This is a genomic window from Allobosea sp. GW821-FHT03A12, assembly GCF_058986765.1.
Window position 1 is genome coordinate 75,231 of sequence record NZ_JBYSVZ010000009.1, and the last position, 20,410, is coordinate 95,640.

Below are 20,410 nucleotides of genomic sequence, written 5' to 3' on the forward strand. Positions count from 1 at the left end.
GACCTGAACAGCAATGGCCTACGACACCATCCTCTACAGCGAAGACGGCCCCGTCGGCACGCTGACGCTGAACCGTCCCGAGGACGGCAACATGTTCAACGCCGTCATGTGCCGCGAGATCCGCGATTGCATCGAGACCGTCCGCAACGAGACCCGCACGCGCGTCCTTGTGCTGACCGGCGCCGGCGACAAGTTCTTCTGCACAGGCGGACGCAAGGACGGGATGGAGAAGACCCATCTCTATGCGGGCGTCCTGCCGACGCTCGAAATGTACGATGCGATCGAGCGCTTGCAAAAGCCGGTGATCGCCAGCGTCAACGGCTTCGCCGTGGGCGGCGGCAACGTCCTGCAGATGACCTGCGACCTCGCGATCGCCAAGGAAAGCGCCGTCTTCCGGCAGGTGGGGCCGATGGTCGGCTCCTTCGATGCCGGCTACGGCACCTGGTTCCTCGAGGACATCGTCGGCAAGCGCCGCGCCAAGGAGATCTGGTATCTCAACGAGAAGCTGACGGCGCGTCAGGCGCTCGACTACGGCCTGGTCAACAAGGTCGTGCCCGATGCCGAGCTCGCCGCAGCGACGCGCGAGATGGCGCTCACCCTTGCCGATCGCGGCGCCTTCGCGCTCGCCTCGCTCAAGGCGGCGTTCTCCGCCAGGCATAGCGGCGTCGGCGGGCTGGCGCGGATGGCGCATGACCTGCTGCTGCGCGGCTATCTCGATACCGAGGAATCGCAGGAACTCGCGGCGTCCTTCGCGCAGCGCCGCAAGCCGGATGCCTCGAAATTCGGGCACTGAGGTCGACCATGCATCCGACACTTCTCACCCTGCATGATCCCGGCATCGCCCGCCATTACTACGAGACGGGCGAATGGCGCGGGGACACGCTCTACGGGCTCGCGGCGGAGCATGCGCGCGCGCGGCCGCACGTTCCCGCCGTGTCCGACAGCCGCCGCCGGCTGATCTGGTCGGAGCTGGTGGCCTGGGCCGACGCCGCCGCGGCCGATCTCGCCGCAGCCGGCCTGCGACAGGGCGACCGTGTCGGCATCTGGCTATCGAACCGCGTCGAGGTGGTCGTGGCTTTCCTGGCCTGCTCGCGCGCCGGCTTCGTCGCTGTGCCCTCGCTCCATCGCAATCATACGGTGGCGGAGGTCGCCACGCTGATGGAGCGTTGCCGGGCCGCGGCGCTGCTGTTCGAGCCGGGCTATGGCGCCGATGCCGAGAGCGAGGACATCGTCGCCGCAGCCGGCAAGCTGCCCGCCATGCGTCGCCTCTACGCGCTGCCGACAAATGGCACGGCGCTTCCCGCCGGTGCAGCGGCATTCCGGGCCGCCCATGCCGAGGCCGGCCTGGTCCCGCCCGTCAGCAACCCGGACAAGGTCTGCTATCTCGCTTTCACCTCGGGCACGACCGGCCAGCCCAAGGGCGTGATGCACTCGGACAATACGCTCCTCGCCAATGGCAGGGCGATGGTGCGCGACTGGAACCTCGATGCCAGCACGGTTCTCTATTCCCTGAGCCCGCTCAGCCACCATATCGGTACCGTCGCGCTGGAGCAGACGCTGGTCGCCGGCTGTGAGCTCGTGATCAACGATCTGCCGAAAGGTCAAAGCCCGCTCGATCGGATCATCGAGACCGGCGCGACCTATGTCATGGGCGTGCCGACGCACGCGATCGACCTGCTCGGCGAATTCGACCGGCGCGGGCTCTCCGGCATCGGCTCGGTCAAGATCTTCTACATGGCGGGATCGCAGATCCCGATCGAGGTCGCACGCCGTTTCATCGGCCTCGGCATCGTGCCGCAGAACGTCTACGGCATGACCGAGAATGGCTCGCATCAATACACGCGGCCGGACGATGATCTTGCCACCATGGTCCGGACCTGCGGCAAGCCCTGTTCCGCCTATGAGATCCGAATCTGGCAGGTCGATGCGCCCGATGTCGAGGCAAGCCAGGGTGAGGTCGGCGAGATCGGCGGGCGCGGTGCCTGTCTCATGCTCGGCTATTTCGGCAACCAGACGGCGACGGAAACCTCGTTCAACGCTCATGGCTGGTTCATGAGCGGCGATCTCGGTCGCCTCGACGAGAACGGCAATCTCGAGATCGTCGGCCGCTCCAAGGACCTGATCATTCGCGGCGGGCACAACATCTATCCCTCGCAGATCGAGAACCTCGCCATTCGCCATCCTGCGGTCTTCAAGGTCGCGGCGCTTCCGGTGCCGGACGACCGGCTGGGCGAGCGCGTCTGCCTTGCCGTCATCGCGAAGGATGGCGCCGATATCGAGCCTGCCGACATGCTGCGCCAGCTCGCCGAAGCCGGGCTGTCGAAATACGACATGCCGGAATACTTCCTTCGGCTCGACGCCTTCCCGCTGACCGCGAGCGGCAAGGTTCAGAAGCGCGACATGGTCGCGCAGATCCGCAGCGGCGTGCTTCGGCCGCAACCAATCGCGCGCGCCGACGCGCCGACCGCACGGAGCGCCTGACATGGTCGAACTCCGCCAGGATGGCGCCTGTGCCGTCATCACCCTGAACCGGCCGGAGGCGCTGAATGCTCTCTCCTTCCAGATCATCCGCGACATCGAGGCCGCGATCGAGCAGGCCGCAGCCCTCGACATCCGTGCCCTGATCATCACCGGCGCCGGCGAAAAGGCCTTCTGCGCCGGCGCGGACATCAAGGAATTGATGGGGCGCTCAGTCCTCGAAGAGCGCGCCGGAGCCGAGCTTGGCCAGCGCGTCTTCGCCAGGCTCGACGGCCTCAAGGTGCCGTCAATCGCCGCGATCAACGGCTATGCCTTCGGCGGCGGCCTTGAGCTCGCTCTGGCCTGCACCTTCCGCATTGCGACGGCCAAGGCCAAGCTCGGATTGCCCGAGATCAAGCTCGGCCTGATCCCCGGCTATGGTGGCACGCAGCGGCTGCCGCGGCTGGTCGGCGAAGCCCGCGCGCTCGAACTGATCATGACCGGGCGTACGGTCGAGGCCGAGGAAGCCCTGCGGATCGGCCTGGTCAATCGTCTTGCGGAAGGCGACGTGCTCGAAGCCGCCAAGAGCTTTGCCGGCGAGTTCGCAGGTTTCGGACTGCCCGCTCTCGCCTTCGCCCGAGCGGCGGTGCAGCGCGCGCTCGATACACCACTCGTCGAGGGGCTGAAGATCGAGGCCGACCTGTCGACTCTCGCCTATCGCACAGAGGATGCGGCCGAGGGGCTCGCCGCCTTCGCCGAGAAGCGCAAGCCAACCTTCCGGGACCGCTGAGATGACCCAGAACATCATCGTCACCGGCGCCAGCCGGGGTATCGGCGCGGTCATCGCGCTCGAACTTGCACGGCGCGGTCATGTCGTTGGCTGCTTGTCGCGCAAGGGGCAGGGGCCTGAAGGCATCGACATTCCGGCGGAGCTGCAGCCGCGGCTGATCCCCTTGCAGGCCGACGTGCTTGATACCGCGGCCGTCAAGGCGGCGATCGAGCGCTTCGAAACCCAGGCGGGTCAGCTGAACGGCCTCGTTAACAATGCCGGCATCCATGTCGAGGCGGCGTCTGACAGCCAGCCGCTCACCGAGTTCGAGGAAGTCCTGCGCACCAATGCGACGGCGACCTTCGCGATCTGCCAGCTCGCCTATCCGCATCTGCGCGCGGCCGGCGGCGGCCTGATCGTCAACATGGGCTCGTTCTTCGACAAGCTCGGCGTCCGCCGCAACACGGCCTATTGCGCCTCCAAGGCGGCAGTCGCTGCGATCACGCGCTGCCTTGCGGTCGAATGGGCCAAGAAGGACGTGCGCCTCCTGACGGTCGCGCCCGGCTACATCGAGACCGACCTCAACAAGGAGATCCTCGCCTCCGAGAAGGTGCGCGCCTTCCTGGCCTCGCGCATTCCCGTCGGCGGCCCGGCCCAGGCCGGCGAGGTCGCGGCGCTCGTCGCCACACTGTTCCAGGAACGGCTGCCCTTCCTCACCGGCGAGACGATCTATCTCGACGGCGCCCAAGGCATGGCCCTCTGAAAGCGATCATCATGACTGTCCTGACCCGTCTCGACGACCAGCTCGGCCTCGCCGAGGACGAAGCCCTGCTGCTCGCCAATGTTCGCGATTTCGCCCGCAACGAGATCGCGCCGCGCGCCGCCGAGCATGACCGCACCGGCACTTTCCCCTGGAAGAATGTCGAGGGCATCAATGCGCTCGGCCTCAATGCCATGTTCGTGCCGGAGGCCTATGGCGGCGCCGGCCTGTCCTATCTCGCCTATCTCGCCTGCGTGCGCGAGATCTCGGCCGCCTGCGCCTCGACCGGCATCATCTGGGCGACCAATTTCCATGCGATCAAGCCGCTGATCGATTTCGGTTCCGAGGAGCAGAAGCAGCGCTTCCTGCCGCGCATCGCCGAAGGTGGGCTCGCGGCGCTGGTCATCACCGAGCCCGATGCCGGTTCGGACGCGACCGGCATGCGCACCAAGTTTACGCCCGATGGCGACGATATCGTCGTCTCCGGTTCGAAGACCTTCATCACCAATGGCGACGTCGCCGATCTCTACATCGTCTTCGGCAAATGGTCCGAGACCGCCGACGCCAAGCAGGCGATCTCCTGTCTCGTGCTGGAAAAAGGCACGCCCGGCCTTTCGGTCCTCGGCCTCGAGCACAAGATGGGGCACCGCGCCTCCTCAACGGCCTCGCTCGCCTTCGACAATTGCCGCGTGCCCAAGGCCAACCTGCTGCGGGGGCCTGGCGAAGGCCTGAAGCTGCTGCTCGCTTCGCTGAACAAGTCGCGCCCCTCGGTCGCGGCCCATGCGCTCGGCATCGCCCGCGCCGCCTTCGATGACGCGACCGGCTATATCAACGGTCGCAAGCAGTCCGGCCGCCGGATCATCGAGTTCCAGGGCATCCAGTTCCTGCTCGCCGAGCTCGCCAGCGAGCTCGCCCTCTGCGACGCCTGGCTGATGCATGTCGGCCGCCTCGTCGATGCCGGGCAAAGCGAGATCGGCATCGAGGCCTCGATCCTGAAATGGCGAGCGAGCGACCTTGCCATGCGCATGGCGACAGAGGCCGTCCAGCTCCATGGCGGCTACGGCTACATCAGCGAATACCGGGTCGAGCGCCTGATGCGCGACGCCAAGATCACGCAGATCTGGGAAGGCACGAACCAGATCCACCGGCAGCTCGTCGGCCGCAGCTTCATCGAACGCTAGGACCAGTCATGACCGAGAAGATCACCATCGGCGTTGCCGGATCGGGCACGATGGGCACCGGCATCGCCATCGTCGCGGCCCGCGGCGGCTTCCCGACCATCATCTACGATGTCGACCAGGCCCGGGCCGAGGCGGCCGTCGGGCAGATGAGGGCCTTCTTCGCCAAGTCCGTCCAGCGTGGCAAGCTCACGCCTGACGAGGTCGAGGCAATCATGGCGCGGGTCTCCGCGACCTCGGATATCGCCGCCATGGCCCCGTGCGGGCTGGTGATCGAGGCGATTTTCGAGGAGCTCGAGGTCAAGGGCCGGCTGTTCGCGGGCCTGAACGAGGTCTGCCCGCCGGAGACCCTCTTCGCCTCCAACACCTCGACGCTCTCGATCACCGAGATCGCCGCCCGCTCTGGCCGGGAAGACCGCTTCGTCGGCATGCATTTCTGCCTGCCGGCGCAGTTGATGAAGCTGGTCGAGATGTCGCCGGGTCTCAACACCGCGCCGGAGCATTTCGAGCGCGCCTGGCGGATCTGCGAGGAAATGGGCCAGCGCCCGGTCAAGACGCAGGACGCGCCCGGCTTCATCCTCAACTACTTCCTGGTGCCCTATAACAACGACGCGATCCGTCTTGTGGAGGACGGCGTGGCGGAGCCGGCCGAGATCGACAAGGCGATCAAGGGCGCGCTCGGCTATGCGATGGGGCCGATGGAACTGCTCGACCTGATCGGGCTCGATACGCAGGTCCTGCTCTGCGAGGCGCTGCATGGCGTGACGCATGAGCCGCGCGCCGCTTGCCCGCCGCTGCTGCGCCGCATGGTCGCCGCCCGCCGCCTCGGCCGCAAGACCAAGCGCGGCTTCCTCTCCTACGACAACACAGCGATCTTCGGAGCCTGAACCATGGTCCACCGCGTCATTCAAGCCGGCACCAGCCGCTCCTTTCCCGAGCCGCATTCGCTGATCGCCACTGCCGCACCCGATGGAGATATCTTGTTGCTGGTCGGCGACGGCGCCGGAGAGGTCTATGCCGGGCTCGCCGACCGGGCGGGCTATCGCGCCATCCTGATCGAGCTCGGCAGCGAGTGCCTGGGCGTCCATACCGGCGAGGCCCGTGGCGAGGAGGGTGGGCTCGTGCTCGGCTTCGCCCGTTTCAGGCTCGGCAACGCCGCGCCTTCCGATCTCGTCGAGATCGTGCGGCAGCCGGCGACGCCCGCGACAGCCATCGCCGCGGCGCGCGAATTGTTCGAGGCGCACGGTCTCAAGACCGCACTCTGCAACGATGTGCCTGGGCGCATCGTCGACCGTCTGGTCAGGCCCTATTACAACGCCGCGCTGCGCCGGCTCGATGGCGGCCTCGCCAGCGCCGGCGACATGGACCTGACTCTCAAGCTCGGCCTTGGCTATCCAGAGGGGCCTATCGAGCTTTTGGAACGCACCGGCCTCGCCGCCCATCACGACGTCACGCAGGCTCTCCACGAAGCTCTGGGCGATGCGGCCTATGCCCCGGCCCGCCGGGCGCAGGTCGCCAAGGCCCGCCAGCGCGCGGGGCTGTGACGATGCGTCCGCTCGAAGGTCTCCTCGTCCTCGACTTCTCCACCTTGCTGCCGGGCCCGCTGGCGAGCCTGATGCTGGCCGAGGCCGGCGCCCGCGTCGTCAAGATCGAGCGCCCCGGCCGCGGCGACGAGATGCGCTCCTATGAGCCCAGGCTCGGCGAGGACAGCATCAACTTCGCCATGCTGAACCGCGGCAAGCAGAGCATCGCGATCGACCTGAAAGCGCCGGATGCGATCGCGCGCCTGAGGCCGCTGCTGGTCAGCGCCGACGTCGTGATCGAGCAGTTCCGGCCGGGCGTGATGGAGCGGCTCGGTCTCGGCTACGAGGCGCTGCGCCGGCTCAACCCCGCGCTGATCTACTGCGCCATCACCGGCTGGGGCCAGAGCGGGCCGAAGGCCAATGTCGCAGCGCACGACCTCAACTACATGGCCGAGGCCGGCGTGCTCGACCTCACGCGCGGCTCGGATGGCGCGCCGGTGCTGCCGCCGATCCTCGCCGCCGATATCGCCGGCGGCGCCATGCCGGCAGTGACCAATATCCTGCTGGCGCTGCGCCAGCGCGATCGGACCGGACAGGGCTGCCAGCTCGACATTGCGATGGCCGACAACCTGTTCACCTTCAACTATTGGGGGTTGGGCAGCGGCTTTGCCGGTGCCGGCTGGCCCAAGGGCGGCGATGAGCTCGTCACCGGCGGCTCGCCGCGCTACCAGATCTACCGCACGGCGGATGATCGCTACCTCGCCGCGGCGCCGCTGGAAGACAAGTTCTGGCAGAACTTCACCCGGATCATTCTGCTGCCTGAAGATCTGCAAAGCCCGGAGGCCGATCCACGCACCGTCAAGTCCGCTATAGCCACGATCATCGCCAGCCGTAGCGCGGCGCAGTGGCAGGCCGCCTTTGCCGGGCAGGACGTCTGCTGCTCGATCGTGGCGACGCTGGAAGAGGCGGCGCGCGATCCGCATTTCGCCGAGCGCGGCCTGTTCGCCCATAGCCTGAAGGCCGGAGGGCGCGAGATTCCTGCCTTGCCCGTGCCGGTCGCGCCGACGTTCCGGTCGAACACGATCCGCGCCGCCGCGCCCGCGCTCGGCGAGACCACCGATCCTTTCCTCTCGATCTGACGAGCTCCAACGATGTGGCTTTCCCACAAGCCCGGCGAGCTCTGCCGGTGAGCGCTCTGTCGAAGGATACGGTTGTCGCGGTCGTCGGCGCCGGCGCCATGGGCGCGGGCATCGCTCAGGTCGCGGCGCAGGCCGGCCATCCGGTCCTGCTCCACGACGCACGCTCTGGCGCTGCCGAAGCGGGTCTCGCCGGCATTGCAAGAGGGCTCGATGCCATCGTCGCCAAAGGACGGCTGGACCAGAGCGAACGCGACGCGATCACCAGCCGGATCACTGTCGCGCCGACGCTCGCGGCGCTGGCGCCGGCTGGATTGGTGATCGAGGCGATCATCGAGGACCTCGCGATCAAGCGCACGCTGTTCGCCGAACTCGAGCGGGTCACCTCGCCGGCGGCGATCCTGGCGACCAACACCTCTTCGCTCTCGGTGACAGCGCTCGCCGCCGGCCTCGACCATCCCGGCCGTGTCGCCGGGATGCACTTCTTCAACCCCGCACCCGTGATGAAGTTGGTCGAGATCGTCGCAGGTCTGGCCTCGGATACCGAGGTTCTCGACCAGCTCACGGCGACCGCCAGCGCCTGGGGCAAGGTGACTGTCAGGACCCGCTCGACACCGGGCTTCATCGTCAACCGCGTGGCGCGTCCCTTCTATGCCGAGGCGCTGCGGCTGCTCGAAGAGCAGGCCGCGGCTCCCGAAACCCTCGACGCCGTGCTGCGCGAGGTCGGCGGTTTCCGCATGGGGCCGTTCGAGCTGATGGACCTGATCGGCCACGACGTGAACTTCGCGGTGACGCGTTCGGTCTTCGACGCCTATTTCGGCGATCCGCGCTATCGGCCCTCGTTGATCCAGCAGGAGCTGGTGGCCGCCGGTCGCCTCGGGCGCAAGACCGGCCGCGGCTTCTACGATTACGGGCCGAATGCCGAGAAGCGACAGCCGGCGGGCGTCGAGCCCGGGCCTGCTCCTGCGGAGATAACGATCGAAGGCGATCTCGGCTGGGCCGAGCCGCTACGCGATCTCGCTCGCAGCGCCGGCATCGCCATTCGCGAGCGTGACGGCACCGGCCTGGTGCGGCTCGCGAATGCGACGGTCGGTTTCACCGACGGACGCAGCGCAACCATGCGGGTGGCTGCCGGCGAGCCGAGTGACCTTGTCCTCTGCGATCTCGCGCTCGACTTTGCAAAGACCGGCCGGGTTGCCCTGGCGAAGGCGGATCAGGCCTCGACCGCAGCGCTAAGCGCCGCCGCCGGCCTGTTCGCGGCAATCGGCAAGAGAGTGAGCCAGGTCGACGACCTGCCAGGCATGGTCGTACTGCGCACGGTCGCGATGCTGGCGAACGAGGCGGCCGAAGCGGCTCACTGCGGGGGCGCCTCGCCGGAGGACATCGACCGCGCCATGACCTACGGCGTCAACTATCCGAAGGGGCCGCTGGCCTGGGCCGCAGAGATCGGGCACGGCCGGATTCTCGCGGTGCTGGAAGCGCTGCAACAGGCCTATGGCGACGATCGCTATCGCCCCTCGCAATGGCTCAGGCGTCGCGCCTTGGCGCGTTGACCCTGATCGGCTCCGCAGGGCTTTACTCCGGAGGAGGGCCACCCGGCAGGTGGTATTGCGTTTCTGCGCGCCCGGCGTTCCGGCGCCTTTCAAGGGCTCGCGCATCAGCACATCGAAGGCCGCTCATCCCTGGGATGAGCGGCCTTCTGCGAGACGGCTTAAGCGTCAGAGGCCGCGGGTTGCGCCGCCGTCGATATCGATGGTGACGCCCTGGACATAGGTCGCGTGTTCGGACGCCAGGAACACCGAGAGTTTCGCGACCTCGTCCGCCTGGCCGAAGCGCCGAATCTTGAGCCCAGCGAGCAGCTCGGCTTCCACCTCCGCTTCGGTGGCCCCGGTCTCGCTGATCCGTGCCTTGACGCGGCGTGCCAGACGCTCGGTCTGGAAATATCCGGGATTGACGGCATTGACGCGCACACCGTCGCGGATGCCGCGATCGGCCAGCGCCTTGGTGAAGTTGAGCAGCGCCGAATTCACCGAGCCGCCGATGGTGAAATCCTGGCTTGGTGTGCGTGAGCCGATGCCGACGATATTGATGATCGCGCCCTTGCTCTCGATGAGATGCGGCCAGGCTTCGCGGCACAGGCGCACGCAGCCATGGAATTTCAGCGCGAAACCATCGGCCCAGTCGGCATCGGTCAGGGCGAAGAAGTCGCCGCGCTTGGTGTCGCCGGCACAGTTCACCAGAACGTCGAGCCTACCGTATTGCTGCAAGGCCGCAGCAACGCTGGCTGCCGCAGCCTCGGGTGCGGTCAGGTCGGACTGGTGAGGGTGGACATCGGGGGCGCCGGCCGCCTTCGCCTCGGCGGCCGTTTGCGCCAGAGCCGCGGCATCGCGCCCGACGATGACCAGCTTCGCCCCCGCTCGTCCGAACTCGACGGCGATCGATTTACCCAGTCCGCGGCTGGCGCCGGTGACCAGAGCCACACTTCCCTTCAGGCTGACATCCATGTCTCGTTCCTCTTCGGCCCGATCGGGCCGGCTTTCCGATGGTGGGCCGATCGCCGCCATCTAACCGCCTTCAGCAATCGCAATGCCATTCAATGCCAGAAATCTGAGAAATTAAGCTGTTGAATATGAACGGTTTTATTCCTCTGCATGTCGACTTTCGGCCACGGCGACAGGCCGGTGTCGTCGGCGCGGTCAATCCTGTCGGCCGAGCCGACAGTTGCCGAATGCGCTGTCGGGGCAGGGGTGGCCACCGACGCCTTCCTTCAATCACGTTCCCTGGCGGATAGCTCGCGGAACATGCCGTGGCGGCGCACCGTGAGATGAGGCCGGACTTCCTGCGCCCATCCGCTGGTGACCGAGGCTTCCTTCCACTCCGCCGATTTCGGAATTTCCGGATCGTCGAGCTCGTACAGCGCCAGATATTCCGGCGTGTCGCCATCGGCCCATTCCAGCTTGAAACGCCGGCAGGCGCGCACGCCCGGGACCTTGAGCAGGTTGGGCACATAGCCTTCGTCGTAAAGCGCGTTGAATCTCCCTTCCAACGGCTCGGGAACCGAAAGATGGGCAAGATAGACGTAGGAACTCATCGAGGTTTCTCCGATCCGTCATTTGCAGTGGAGCCCCGACCGCACTGTGCTGCTCAACCTTGGGCCTGATGCCGTCCGGGATCGAGGCAAGATCAGCAAGCCATATGCCAGCGCGCAGACGGGTTCCCGGGCGCGCTGGTGCCTTCCCGTTGTCGTCGATGCGGACGGTCAGGCCGACAGTGTCCTGCCAGCGGACAGATTTTGCGTTGCTTGAGGGGGCTTTGCCGGGTTTTCGACTGGCAAGCGCGTTGCACTGAGGAGCTGACATTGGAACGATTGGCACAGCGCTGTCGCGAGAGCGCGGCAGCGGCCGGCGAGACCAATAGTGCCCTTGATCTCGAGAGGTTTACCGCATGCGCAGCTATCGTGTCTGGGAGCATGGCGCTCCCGCATCCATGCGGGTCGACGACCTTCCGGATCTGAAGCCGGGCCCGGGTGAGCTGGTGGTCGATGTGAAGGCGGCCGGGATCAATTTCCCCGACACGCTGGTCATCGCCGGAAAATACCAGATCCTTCCGCCACGGCCGTTCACGCCGGGCAAGGATTTCGCCGGCATCGTGCGCGAGGTCGGCCCGTCCGTCACCGGTTTTGCTCCCGGCGACCGCGTAATGTCCCAGGTGGAGAACGGTGCCTTCGCCGAACAGGCTCTGGCGCGCGCCGACCAGACCTACAAGCTGCCTGACGGCCTGTCGTTCCAATCGGCCGCGGCGATGGGGCTTGTCTATCAGACCGCGTATTTCGCCTTGATCGAGCGTGGCCAATACAGCCGCGGCGAGACCGTTCTCATCGGCGGTGCCGCAGGAGGGGTCGGCCTCGCTGCCGTCCAGATCGCGAAGGGGCTCGGCGCCAGGGTGCTGGCCGGGGTGCGCTCGCCGGAGGAAGCCGCCATCGTTCGCGAGGCGGGCGCCGATGCCGTGATCGATCTCGCCGGTCCCGATCTGCGCGAGAGCCTGCGCGAGCAGGTCCTCGCGGCCACGGACAATCATGGTGCCGATGTCGTGCTCGATCCGCTGGGCGGGGACTTCTTCGCCGCGGCGCTGCGGGCCACGGCCTGGTGTGGGCGCGTGGTTGTGATCGGCTTCGCCGCCGGCGAGATCCCAACGGTGAAGGTCAATTATCTGCTCGTGAAGAACATCTCGGTCAGCGGCCTGCAATGGAGCGACTACCGCGATCGGACGCCGGCCCTCGTGCACGAGGTCCAGAGGGAGCTGTTCGAGCTTTGGCGAAACGGCGCGGTGAACCCGCGCATCATGCGGGATTTTGCCTTCGACGAGCTTCCGGAGGCGCTCGAACTGGTGTCCCACGGCAGGGTGCAGGGCAAGGCTGTCGTCTCGACGGAGGTCGCCGCGCCGTGAGCGGTCCTCGTACGGCGCGGCGTTTGGGATAGCGTTGCCGGCGAAACGCCCGCAGGCCCCGGGCCGCCCGCGAGAATGCGGCCCGGTTCTAGCCCCTCTTTAGGAGCGAAGAGTGCGAAGTCGGTCCTCGGCCTCGATGTCGACGAAGGGCGCGATCGTGGAGGCGATTGCGAGCAGCCTGGCGTCCGCCATGCGCGGGCCGACGAGCTGGATGCCGACCGGCAGGCCCAGCGCCCCTTTGGTCGCCGGGATCGCAAGGCAGGGCACATGCAGCAGCGTCCAGAAGCTGTTGAAGATCCAGCTCCCGACGTTCTGCAATCCTTCCGGCGCTTCCCCCGGAGCCGCTGGCGTCAGGACGACATCGAAATCCGCGAACTTCGCATCGAAGGCTGGGCGGCATTCGCCCGCCAGGACATAGGCCGCCAGAAGAATCTCTTGCGTCACGCCGCGTTCGCCGCGGGCCGTCAGGGCGAGCTCGGGGTGCAGCGTTTCCGGTTCCAGCAGATACTGCGGAAGGAAACTGGCTCGCCCCTCTCCGTGCATGATCGCGGTCTGGGCATCAGCCAGCCCGGCAAAGGCCTCAGGCAGGCTCAGCCGGCTGACCGAGGCGCCGGCCTTCGACAAGCGCTGCGCGGCGGCCTCCAGAGCCGCCCGACCCGCCGGCTCGATCTGCTCCCAATACGGTGTTTCGCAATAGGCGATCCGCAATTTGTCGATGGTGGGAGCAGTGGCGTTGCCGACGCCGGGAACCTGCAGAGCCGAGGCGAGAAGAGCGAGGTCCTCGACGCTTCGGCCATACCAGCCGACCGTGTCTAGCGAGACCGAGAACTGCTTCATTCCCTCTGCGCTGACGACCCCCCAGCTCGGCTTGAAGCCATAAATGCCATTGAACGAGGCCGGCCTGATCAATGATCCCGCCGTCTGGGTGCCGAACGCCAGGGGAACCTGGAAATCACCCACCGCGGCGGCCGAGCCCGAAGACGAGCCGCCCGGTGTATGGCCGAGGTTGAACGGGTTGCCGGTTGCTGCCTTGCGGCCGCCCGAGGCATATTCGACCGTGTCGGTCTTGCCGAAAATGAGCGCGCCTCGTGCCCGCGTGATCGCGACGCAGGCGGCGTCGCGCGACGGGCGGTGCCCCTGATAATAGGGCGAGTTCTGGGTGGTCGGCATGTCGGCCGTATCCATGACGTCCTTGATACCGATCGGCAGGCCGTGCAGCGGATGCGTGGCCGGTCGCTTGTCGATTTCCCGCGCCCATCGCAATGCGCGCGCCGGATCGACATGGAGCCAGGCCTTCACCAGCGGATCGCGCGCTTCGATACGGTCCAGGCAGGAGCGGACGAGTTGTTCGCAGGTCAGGGCCCCGGCCCTGATCGCGGCGGATGCCTGTGCTGCCGTCAGGAAGCACGGCTCGCTCTTCAAAGTCATGGTCTCGCTACTCCTGGGTTTGCCGGTTCCGAAAGCAGGGGAAGAAAATCACAGTTGGCCCCGCCTGGCTCATGATGTGTCACGCCGGCGACGGTGCATCTGGCTCATGGGCCGGGAGGCCTGGTTTCCAGAAAGGAAGGTCGCTCGCCGATCCGCCCGATGAAGGCTGCGAGCCGCGGATGATCGGCGCGCCAGTCCGCTCGGTAGCGGAAATCGAGATAGACCAGGGCCACACCGAGCAGGAGCGCGGCGAAGCCCGGCCTTGCCTCGCGCTGCGGCTCGATCTCCGCCACGCGCGCCTCGGTGAACGCGAGGATGCGGCCGATCCGCGCTTCCTCGCGTGTCATGATCGCTGCGAGCTGAAGCTCGATTGGGCGCCTGGTTTCGAGCAGCCTGATGACCGTGGCATCGATCAAACCATGCGCGATGCCATGCCAGTGCAATGCGTCCCACCGTTCGGGCCCACCGTCGGCTAGCAAGCGACCTTGCGGGGCGCCCGCCTGATCGAGGAAGTCGATGATCGCGAGCGAGTCGATGACCTGCCGGCCGTCATCGCAGACCAGGACCGGGACCTTGCCCAGCGGGTTGAGCGAAAGCAGCAGATCTGTCTTCTGCCATGGATCCTCCGGCACGAAGCAGATCGGAGAACCGCGCTCGGCCGCAAAGACCCTGACCTTCCGCACGAAAGGGGAGGTTGGCGATCCGTAGAGTCGCATGACGATCGACCTTCAGGAAACCAAGGCGGCCTCGTCGGGATTCTCGGTCACCGCGAAGATCGAGATCGGCCGATAGGTCGCCTCATTGACGCCGGCGAGCGCAGGGCCGATCTCGCTGCTGCGCTCGGTCGAGATGCCGAGCAGCTCGGTGTGGCGGTCGAGCCCGACGGAGCGGTGCCAGACCGTGCCAGGCCTGCGGCGCTCCATCTCTGCGCGCTTCGCCTCGGCCTCCGCCGCGGACAGGCCCTCGAACGACACCAGCCGCAGAAAGCCGTCATCGCCGAGCTGCGGGGCCTCGACGTCTCCATGCGCGGCCTCGAACAGATCGCGGCTCCAGTCCACGATATAGGGCCGCCATTCGAAGAAGCCCCAGTCGTTCATGTATTCCGGGGTTTCGAAGGCCTGCGCCGAAACCAGGGTCCAGAACGCCAGATAGTCGCGGCCGCTCCCGTTCACACGGCGATAGCGCCGCGTCGTCAGGAAATAGGGCTTGTCGAGCATCTGCTTGAGCTTGGGACCGCTATACCAGTCGTTCCAGGCCTGTTCCCGGGTGGGATCGTTGAAATTGCAGCGAACGACATAAGCCAGGGTCATTCTCGTATCCTCACAAGTCGGGGTGCGCCTGTCGGCGGTCCTCCGACCTCACTGCAACAGCCGGACCAACGATGCCGAAGCGGAAATCATGCCTGCCAGCGCCTTTCGCTGTCATCCTTCGTCGTTCTCGAGGACAGTTGCGAAGGCCACTGTCCGCGACACAGACACAGGTCCCGAGCGAACAGCGGAACCGGCGTGTCAGGCGACTGGCACCTGTCTTGCGAACTGATCGGGCGAATTGCCAGAGCAGGCGAGCAGGTTGCTGCGTCAGGCTGGCGAACCGGCCAAGCACGAGGGAAGATCCCGATGACGCGCATGAAGGACAAGATCGCCCTCATCACTGGAGCGGCAGGCGGGCAAGGCGAGGCGGAGGCGCGGCTGTTCGCCGGCGAGGGAGCCTGCGTCGTGCTGACGGATCTGGGTCCGGATCGCCCGGACGCGTTGGCGCGCGAGATTCGGTCTGCTGGTGGCAACGCCATTGGGCTCGCGCATGACGTTGCCGACGAAGAGCAGTGGATCGCGGTAATCGGGCGGGTCGAGCAGGAGTTCGGCGCGCTGCACGTCCTCGTCAACAATGCCGGGACGATCAGCCGGCAAGGGATCCAGAATGCGACCCTGGCGGCCTGGCAGCGCACGATGGACGTCAACCTGACGGGCGCGATGCTCGGCATGAAGCACGCCGCACCCTTGATGCAGCGCTCGGGCGGTGGCTCGATCGTCAACGTCTCCTCGACGGCCGGCCTGACGGCGCATTACGACGCCGCCTATTGCGCCAGCAAATGGGCACTGCGTGGCCTGACGAAGATGGCGGCCGTCGAGTTCGCCGGCTGGAACATCCGTGTCAACTCGATTCATCCGGGCGTGATCGAGAACACGAGCTTCTTCCGCGAAGGGGCCGCCGGCCACGCCGAGGCGGCGCGACAGGCCGTGCCGATGCAGCGTCAGGGTACACCGCAGGAATGCGCCAATCTCGTGCTCTACCTGGCCGGCGAAGAAGCGGGTTTCATCACCGGCGCCGAGATCGCGATCGATGGCGGGTACACGGCCGGCGGTGCTGCTTTCGCGCGTATGAAGATGCGTGAGATCCTCGCCGCTCAGCAAGGCCACTAAAAGCCGCCAGGAGCTGAGGCCTGTCAGTTGCCTTGGAGCGCACACTCCAATCTCAAAACCGGATCGGACCGTATCACCTGAACGTTGCGCGCTTGCCCGATCGAACCACGGTGGGTAGCCATCTGACGCCAAACGAGACGTGCCGATGCGAGAGAGGTGCTGCGTTTGAAGCGGTCAGATGCGACACCGGCGCGCATAATGATCATCGGCGGAGGCGCCAGCGGCGTCCTGATGGCTTGCCATTTGCTGCGCGATCACCGGCATGATTTGGCGGTGACGCTGATCGAGCGCCGCGAGAAGGTTGGCCCGGGCCTCGCCTTCTCGACCGATCGGCCGGAGCACCTGTTGAATGTCCGGCCGCGAACATGAGCGAGTTTCCAGAAGATCCTCTGCACTTCTGGCGTTGGTTGCGCGATTTCAGCGCCTATCGCTTCGAACCGTGCCCGGATCCCTACTGTTTCGCGCCGCGGTATCTCTAGCGAAGTGCCGCACTCATCCTTGCTGCGGCGATGCTGCCGGTGGCCGTCGCCGCGTTCTTCGGCGCGGTACCCGACCTCGACCTGCCGAGGCTGTCCGGTTTTGCGCTATGATCGAGACGAATGCCCGGTTTCGGATGCGATGCCAATATCGGCTTCTGGCGCGTTCCGGCTGAGTCTGCCGCCGATACTAGACCGGCCCGCTGGTCGCCAATTCGGCGTCGGGTAAGTCTGTAGCTTACCGCTGCTCGCGGACATAGATCAGACCCGCCGCCGCCGGCTGGCGTGAGCGCCCGATCGTCCAGGCGAGCGCCGCGATCGAGACCAGATACGGCAGGATCTGGAAGATCTGGTAAGGCACGCCGGGAATGGCGAACTGCAGGCGGAACTGCAGCGCATCACAAAGGCCGAAGAACAGTGCAGCCAATGCGACGCCTCCCGGATGCCAGCGGCCGAGGATGATCGCGGCAAGTGCGAGGAAGCCTTTTCCGGCGCTCATCCCGTCCGAGAAGATGTGGACCTGCGCAAGGACGAGATGGCAGCCACCCAGTGCCGCCAGCATGCCCGAGAGCATCAGCGCCAGATAGCGGATGCGGATGATCGGCAGGCCGGCGCTGTCGGCGGCGCGCGGGTTCTCGCCGGTTGCGCGCAGGGCGAGCCCCCAGGACGTCAGGAAGAGCAGGGCGGTGACGAGCAGGCAGAGTGCGACGAAGGCATAGGTCAGCGCATCATGCCCGAACAGGGCCGGCCCCAGGATCGGCAAGCCCGACAGCGGCCCGAGATCGAGCACTGGGAAGCCCGGCACCTGCGTGCTGGTGGTGAGGCCGAACACGGCCCGCGCGAGGAACGCCGTCAGCCCGGCGCAGAAGATGTTGACGGCGATGCCGGCGACGAGCTGGTTGACCCGGAAGGTCACGGTCAGCAGAGCGACGAGGAGACCGCCGACCGCGCCGGCGGCGATGCCGGCGACGAGGCCGATAAGGGGCATGCCCGTCGCATGGGCTCCGGCGGCCGCGGCGAGCGCGCCGGTCAGGATCAGCCCTTCCAGCGCGATGTTGTAGACGCCGCTGCGCTCGGCGATGACGCCGCCCAGTGCGGCGAAGGCGATCGGCATGGCAAGGCGGACGGAAGCCGCCAGCAAGGCTGCGAGGAAGGCGGCGTCGAAAGCAAGATCGGTCATGGCGTCGCCTTTCGCGGGCTGAGGTTGATCGGCTCGGCCGGGGCAGGCTTTGAGCGCAGGAAAGCGAGCAGCGATGCCGGCGAAGGCTTCCAGGCGAGGCCGGCGGCGACGGTCATCACCACCAGTCCGAGGATCGCCTCGACGATGCTGCCGTCTAGGCCGATGGCGCGCTGCATGCTGCCGGAACCCGCCTTCAACGCTGCGATCAGCAGCCCGGCGAGCGGCACCAGCAGCGGCTGCGCGCCGGCCATGAAAGCGACGACGATGCCGTCGAAGCCGTAGCCGGCACTGAACAGATGGAAGAGCCGGTATTTCAGGCCGACGATCTCGAGCCCGCCGGCAAGACCGGCGAGGCCGCCGCCAAGCGCCATCGCCACGACGATCTGGCGCTCGACCGCGATGCCGGCATAGCGCGCAGCTTGCGGGTTGCGGCCGATCACATCGAGCGCGAGCCCGTGGCTGGTGCGCGTGAAATGGACGTGCAGACAGGCTGCGAGCACGAGGCCGAAAAGCGCGCCGTGATGGGCGTCCGTCTGCGGCAGCAGCATCGGCAGATGCAGGTTCGCAGGCAGTTGCTCGGAGAACGGATAAGGCGCGCCTTCCGCCAGCAGCGGGCCGCTCACCGCGTAGCTGACGATGTGGATGGCGACGAAATTGAGCAGCAGGGTGACGATGACCTCGTTGACGCCCCGATACGCCTTCAGTGTGCCGGCGATCGCAGCCCAGGCCGCCCCGCCGATCACGGCGCTCGCGAGCACGAGCGGAATACCGAGCCAGGGCGGGCAATCGGGCAGCGCGAGTCCCACCAATGTGGCGCAGAGGCCGCCGATATAGATCTGGCCTTCGCCGCCGATATTGTAGAGCCCAGTTCGGTAGGGGAGGCAGACGGCGAGCGCTGCGAGCACGATCGGACTGGCTTTCACCAAAGTGTTGGCGAAGCCCCAATAGTCGGCGAAGCCTTCGCGGAAGAGCACGGCATAGGCCGTCAGCGGGTCGTGTCCGGCGAGCCCGATCAGCAGGGCGCCGAGCAGCAATGCAATCAGCGTCGCCCAGAGGCTGCGCAGCCGGATGGCGATGTCGAGGACCGTGCTCATGCTGCGCGCTCCGCGGCGATTCCAGCCATCAGCAGCCCGATGCGCTCTGCGCTGACCTCCTGCGGCGTCAATTCGCCGGTGATGCGGCCGGCGCAGATCACGCCGATACGGTCGGCGACCTCCATGACATGCTCCAGTTCGGTCGAGATGTAGAGGATGGCGACGCCCTTCTCGCGCTGCGCCAGGATCTGGCGCTGAACGAAGGCGATGGCGCCGAGGTCGAGCCCCTTGGTCGCCTGAGCGATGACGAGGATGCGCGGCGCGGCCTCGATCTCGCGCGCCAGAATGATCTTCTGCTGGTTGCCGCCGGAAAGGTCGCGCGCGGCTTGCCGCGGCGAGCGCAGGCGGATGTCGTACTCCGCAGCCAGCCGCTTGCCGGTCGCTGCGATCATCGCGCGGTCGAGCAGCCCGCGCAGCGCGACGGGTGGCAGATCGAAGGAGCGCAGCACGAGATTGGTCTCGACCGAATGGTCGAGCACAAGGCCGGTGCCGTGTCGGTCCTCTGGCACGAAGCCGATCCTGGCCTCGCGCTGGCGGGAGCGGGCATCGAGCGGGCGAAGATCGCGGCCATCGGCTACAATCTGGCCTGAGATCAGCGGCCGCAGCCCGGTGATCGCTTCGGCGAGCTCGCGCTGGCCGTTCCCGTCAATGCCGACGAGACCGACCACTTCGCCGGCGCGGATGGTGAGCGAGAACTGATCCAGAGCCCGGGCGCCGCGGTCATTGTCGGCGACGAGGTCGCGCAGGACCAGACGGTCCGCGCCGGGGCTGGTGCTGCGGGTGGTCGGCTCTATCGCGAGCTCTCGCCCGATCATCAGATGCGACAATTCCCTTGGCGACGTATCGATGATCCGACGGCGGGCCACGACCTTGCCGGCACGCATCACCGAGGCCTCGTCGGCGACCGCCATGACCTCCTCGAGCTTGTGGGTGACGAAGAGGATGGTGGTGCCGTCGGCGCGCAGGCGCCGAAGGCTGGCGAGAAAGCCGTCGATCTCGCTCGGCGCCAGCACCGAGGTCGGCTCGTCGAGGACGAGGATGTCGGCGCCGCGATAGAGCGCCTTCAGGATCTCGACGCGCTGGCGCATTCCCATCGGCAGGCGCCAGACCTCGGCGGCAGGATCGACCTCGAAGCCGATCTGCCGGCTCATCTCGGCAATGCGCTTCGCATGCTCGGCCAGCCGCAGCCGCGCCAGTGGCCGCCCGAGGCCGAGGACGATGTTCTCGGTGACGCTCAGCGCCTCGGCGAGATGGAAATGCTGATGGATCATGCCGATGCGGTGGCTGATCGCATCGGCGGGGGAATGCAGCGTGAGTGGCTGCCCGGCGATGCGGATCTCGCCCTCATCCGGCCGGTAGAGGCCGTAGAGAACATTCATCAGGCTGGTCTTGCCGGCGCCGTTCTCGCCAAGGACGGCATAGATGCTGGCCTTGGCGACCGTGAGGTGGACGCCGTCCAGCGCCCGGAAGCGCCCAAACGTCTTCGAGACGCCGTCGACGACGAGATAGTCGTGATCGGACACTGCCATGCGATCCTCCCTCG

Annotated in this window: 20 protein-coding genes and 1 pseudogene; 12 read left to right on the plus strand and 9 right to left on the minus strand. The window is 66.8% G+C overall.

Annotation, left to right across the window (positions count from 1 at the left end; all coding sequences use genetic code 11):
• The first annotated feature begins 13 nt into the window (after positions 1-13).
• The 9 genes from AC3WLC_RS29135 to paaH are packed head-to-tail and all read left to right on the plus strand — an operon-like array spanning position 14 to position 9,376.
• Positions 14-793, plus strand: a complete 780-nt coding sequence (locus AC3WLC_RS29135) for an enoyl-CoA hydratase-related protein (protein ID WP_493687388.1) — start codon at positions 14-16, stop codon at positions 791-793.
• Positions 794-801: 8 nt separating this feature from the next.
• The gene (locus tag AC3WLC_RS29140; protein WP_493687389.1) at positions 802-2,481 is read left to right on the plus strand and encodes a class I adenylate-forming enzyme family protein; all 1,680 of its coding nucleotides are present in this window, start codon (positions 802-804) and stop codon (positions 2,479-2,481) included.
• A gap of 1 nt (position 2,482) precedes the next feature.
• Positions 2,483-3,247 (plus strand): enoyl-CoA hydratase/isomerase family protein, encoded by a 765-nt coding sequence (locus AC3WLC_RS29145; RefSeq protein WP_493687390.1) that lies wholly within the window; start codon positions 2,483-2,485, stop codon positions 3,245-3,247.
• 1 nt (position 3,248) lies between these two features.
• On the plus strand, positions 3,249-3,989 hold the full coding sequence (locus AC3WLC_RS29150; protein ID WP_493687391.1) for an SDR family NAD(P)-dependent oxidoreductase: 741 nt from the start codon (positions 3,249-3,251) through the stop codon (positions 3,987-3,989).
• A gap of 11 nt (positions 3,990-4,000) precedes the next feature.
• The gene (locus AC3WLC_RS29155) at positions 4,001-5,167 is read left to right on the plus strand and encodes an acyl-CoA dehydrogenase family protein (protein ID WP_493687392.1); all 1,167 of its coding nucleotides are present in this window, start codon (positions 4,001-4,003) and stop codon (positions 5,165-5,167) included.
• An 8-nt stretch (positions 5,168-5,175) separates the two neighbouring features.
• A complete protein-coding gene (locus tag AC3WLC_RS29160; RefSeq protein ID WP_493687393.1) occupies positions 5,176-6,051 on the plus strand; it encodes a 3-hydroxyacyl-CoA dehydrogenase family protein in 876 nt (291 codons plus the stop codon).
• A gap of 3 nt (positions 6,052-6,054) precedes the next feature.
• Positions 6,055-6,708 (plus strand): 3-hydroxyacyl-CoA dehydrogenase family protein, encoded by a 654-nt coding sequence (locus AC3WLC_RS29165; protein ID WP_493687394.1) that lies wholly within the window; start codon positions 6,055-6,057, stop codon positions 6,706-6,708.
• A 2-nt stretch (positions 6,709-6,710) separates the two neighbouring features.
• Complete coding sequence (locus AC3WLC_RS29170; protein ID WP_493687395.1) at positions 6,711-7,826, plus strand: CaiB/BaiF CoA transferase family protein; 1,116 nt, start codon at positions 6,711-6,713, stop codon at positions 7,824-7,826.
• 47 nt (positions 7,827-7,873) lie between these two features.
• Positions 7,874-9,376: a 3-hydroxyacyl-CoA dehydrogenase PaaH gene (gene paaH, locus AC3WLC_RS29175; RefSeq protein ID WP_493687396.1), complete on the plus strand. Its 1,503-nt coding sequence runs from the start codon at positions 7,874-7,876 to the stop codon at positions 9,374-9,376.
• Positions 9,377-9,541: 165 nt separating this feature from the next.
• Here the strand turns inward: paaH and AC3WLC_RS29180 are convergent, their stop codons facing one another.
• The 3 genes from AC3WLC_RS29180 to AC3WLC_RS29190 all read right to left on the minus strand — a co-directional run bounded on the left by AC3WLC_RS29180 (position 9,542) and on the right by AC3WLC_RS29190 (position 10,914).
• Positions 9,542-10,327, minus strand: coding sequence for an SDR family oxidoreductase (locus tag AC3WLC_RS29180; RefSeq protein WP_493687397.1), 786 nt, complete (start codon positions 10,325-10,327; stop codon positions 9,542-9,544).
• A gap of 89 nt (positions 10,328-10,416) precedes the next feature.
• Entirely contained in the window at positions 10,417-10,578 is a 162-nt protein-coding gene (locus AC3WLC_RS29185; protein ID WP_493687398.1) for a hypothetical protein, read from the minus strand.
• A 12-nt stretch (positions 10,579-10,590) separates the two neighbouring features.
• Positions 10,591-10,914, minus strand: coding sequence for a hypothetical protein (locus AC3WLC_RS29190; RefSeq protein ID WP_493687399.1), 324 nt, complete (start codon positions 10,912-10,914; stop codon positions 10,591-10,593).
• 353 nt (positions 10,915-11,267) lie between these two features.
• Between AC3WLC_RS29190 and AC3WLC_RS29195 the strand changes: the two genes are divergently transcribed.
• Positions 11,268-12,269 (plus strand): NADPH:quinone oxidoreductase family protein, encoded by a 1,002-nt coding sequence (locus AC3WLC_RS29195; RefSeq protein WP_493687400.1) that lies wholly within the window; start codon positions 11,268-11,270, stop codon positions 12,267-12,269.
• Between the two features lie 99 nt (positions 12,270-12,368).
• On the opposite strand, the gene AC3WLC_RS29200 is transcribed toward AC3WLC_RS29195, so the two are convergent.
• The 3 genes from AC3WLC_RS29200 to AC3WLC_RS29210 all read right to left on the minus strand — a co-directional run bounded on the left by AC3WLC_RS29200 (position 12,369) and on the right by AC3WLC_RS29210 (position 15,007).
• Positions 12,369-13,697 carry an amidase gene (locus AC3WLC_RS29200; protein ID WP_493687401.1) on the minus strand — a complete coding sequence of 443 codons (1,329 nt, stop codon included), beginning with the start codon at positions 13,695-13,697 and terminating at the stop codon, positions 12,369-12,371.
• A 104-nt stretch (positions 13,698-13,801) separates the two neighbouring features.
• A complete protein-coding gene (locus tag AC3WLC_RS29205) occupies positions 13,802-14,413 on the minus strand; it encodes a glutathione S-transferase family protein (RefSeq protein WP_493687402.1) in 612 nt (203 codons plus the stop codon).
• 12 nt (positions 14,414-14,425) lie between these two features.
• Positions 14,426-15,007 (minus strand): hypothetical protein, encoded by a 582-nt coding sequence (locus AC3WLC_RS29210; RefSeq protein ID WP_493687403.1) that lies wholly within the window; start codon positions 15,005-15,007, stop codon positions 14,426-14,428.
• 306 nt (positions 15,008-15,313) lie between these two features.
• Here AC3WLC_RS29210 and AC3WLC_RS29215 point away from each other — a divergent pair, with 306 nt between their 5' ends.
• On the plus strand, positions 15,314-16,117 hold the full coding sequence (locus AC3WLC_RS29215) for an SDR family NAD(P)-dependent oxidoreductase (RefSeq protein ID WP_493687404.1): 804 nt from the start codon (positions 15,314-15,316) through the stop codon (positions 16,115-16,117).
• A gap of 231 nt (positions 16,118-16,348) precedes the next feature.
• A pseudogene (locus tag AC3WLC_RS29220) lies at positions 16,349-16,596 on the plus strand (FAD/NAD(P)-binding protein).
• 235 nt (positions 16,597-16,831) lie between these two features.
• On the opposite strand, the gene AC3WLC_RS29225 reads toward AC3WLC_RS29220, so the two are convergent.
• From AC3WLC_RS29225 to AC3WLC_RS29235, 3 genes are read right to left on the minus strand one after another with little or no spacing between them, the layout of a single operon-like run.
• Entirely contained in the window at positions 16,832-17,773 is a 942-nt protein-coding gene (locus tag AC3WLC_RS29225) for an ABC transporter permease (protein WP_493687405.1), read from the minus strand.
• Positions 17,770-18,867, minus strand: coding sequence for an ABC transporter permease (locus AC3WLC_RS29230; RefSeq protein WP_493687406.1), 1,098 nt, complete (start codon positions 18,865-18,867; stop codon positions 17,770-17,772). Before AC3WLC_RS29230 ends, AC3WLC_RS29225 begins: the two co-directional genes overlap by 4 nt.
• Entirely contained in the window at positions 18,864-20,396 is a 1,533-nt protein-coding gene (locus tag AC3WLC_RS29235; protein ID WP_493687407.1) for an ABC transporter ATP-binding protein, read from the minus strand. The genes AC3WLC_RS29230 and AC3WLC_RS29235 overlap by 4 nt, the downstream gene beginning before the upstream one ends.
• Positions 20,397-20,410: the final 14 nt, after the last annotated feature.

Coding starts and splice junctions, on each gene's coding strand:
- AC3WLC_RS29135 (WP_493687388.1), top strand. CDS start 14: ATGGCCTACGACACCATCCTCTACAGCGAAGACGGCCCCGTCGGCACG.
- AC3WLC_RS29140 (WP_493687389.1), top strand. CDS start 802: ATGCATCCGACACTTCTCACCCTGCATGATCCCGGCATCGCCCGCCAT.
- AC3WLC_RS29145 (WP_493687390.1), top strand. CDS start 2,483: ATGGTCGAACTCCGCCAGGATGGCGCCTGTGCCGTCATCACCCTGAAC.
- AC3WLC_RS29150 (WP_493687391.1), top strand. CDS start 3,249: ATGACCCAGAACATCATCGTCACCGGCGCCAGCCGGGGTATCGGCGCG.
- AC3WLC_RS29155 (WP_493687392.1), top strand. CDS start 4,001: ATGACTGTCCTGACCCGTCTCGACGACCAGCTCGGCCTCGCCGAGGAC.
- AC3WLC_RS29160 (WP_493687393.1), top strand. CDS start 5,176: ATGACCGAGAAGATCACCATCGGCGTTGCCGGATCGGGCACGATGGGC.
- AC3WLC_RS29165 (WP_493687394.1), top strand. CDS start 6,055: ATGGTCCACCGCGTCATTCAAGCCGGCACCAGCCGCTCCTTTCCCGAG.
- AC3WLC_RS29170 (WP_493687395.1), top strand. CDS start 6,711: ATGCGTCCGCTCGAAGGTCTCCTCGTCCTCGACTTCTCCACCTTGCTG.
- AC3WLC_RS29180 (WP_493687397.1), bottom strand. CDS start 10,327: ATGGATGTCAGCCTGAAGGGAAGTGTGGCTCTGGTCACCGGCGCCAGC.
- AC3WLC_RS29190 (WP_493687399.1), bottom strand. CDS start 10,914: ATGAGTTCCTACGTCTATCTTGCCCATCTTTCGGTTCCCGAGCCGTTG.
- AC3WLC_RS29195 (WP_493687400.1), top strand. CDS start 11,268: ATGCGCAGCTATCGTGTCTGGGAGCATGGCGCTCCCGCATCCATGCGG.
- AC3WLC_RS29200 (WP_493687401.1), bottom strand. CDS start 13,697: ATGACTTTGAAGAGCGAGCCGTGCTTCCTGACGGCAGCACAGGCATCC.
- AC3WLC_RS29205 (WP_493687402.1), bottom strand. CDS start 14,413: ATGCGACTCTACGGATCGCCAACCTCCCCTTTCGTGCGGAAGGTCAGG.
- AC3WLC_RS29210 (WP_493687403.1), bottom strand. CDS start 15,007: ATGACCCTGGCTTATGTCGTTCGCTGCAATTTCAACGATCCCACCCGG.
- AC3WLC_RS29215 (WP_493687404.1), top strand. CDS start 15,314: ATGACGCGCATGAAGGACAAGATCGCCCTCATCACTGGAGCGGCAGGC.
- AC3WLC_RS29225 (WP_493687405.1), bottom strand. CDS start 17,773: ATGACCGATCTTGCTTTCGACGCCGCCTTCCTCGCAGCCTTGCTGGCG.
- AC3WLC_RS29230 (WP_493687406.1), bottom strand. CDS start 18,867: ATGAGCACGGTCCTCGACATCGCCATCCGGCTGCGCAGCCTCTGGGCG.
- AC3WLC_RS29235 (WP_493687407.1), bottom strand. CDS start 20,396: ATGGCAGTGTCCGATCACGACTATCTCGTCGTCGACGGCGTCTCGAAG.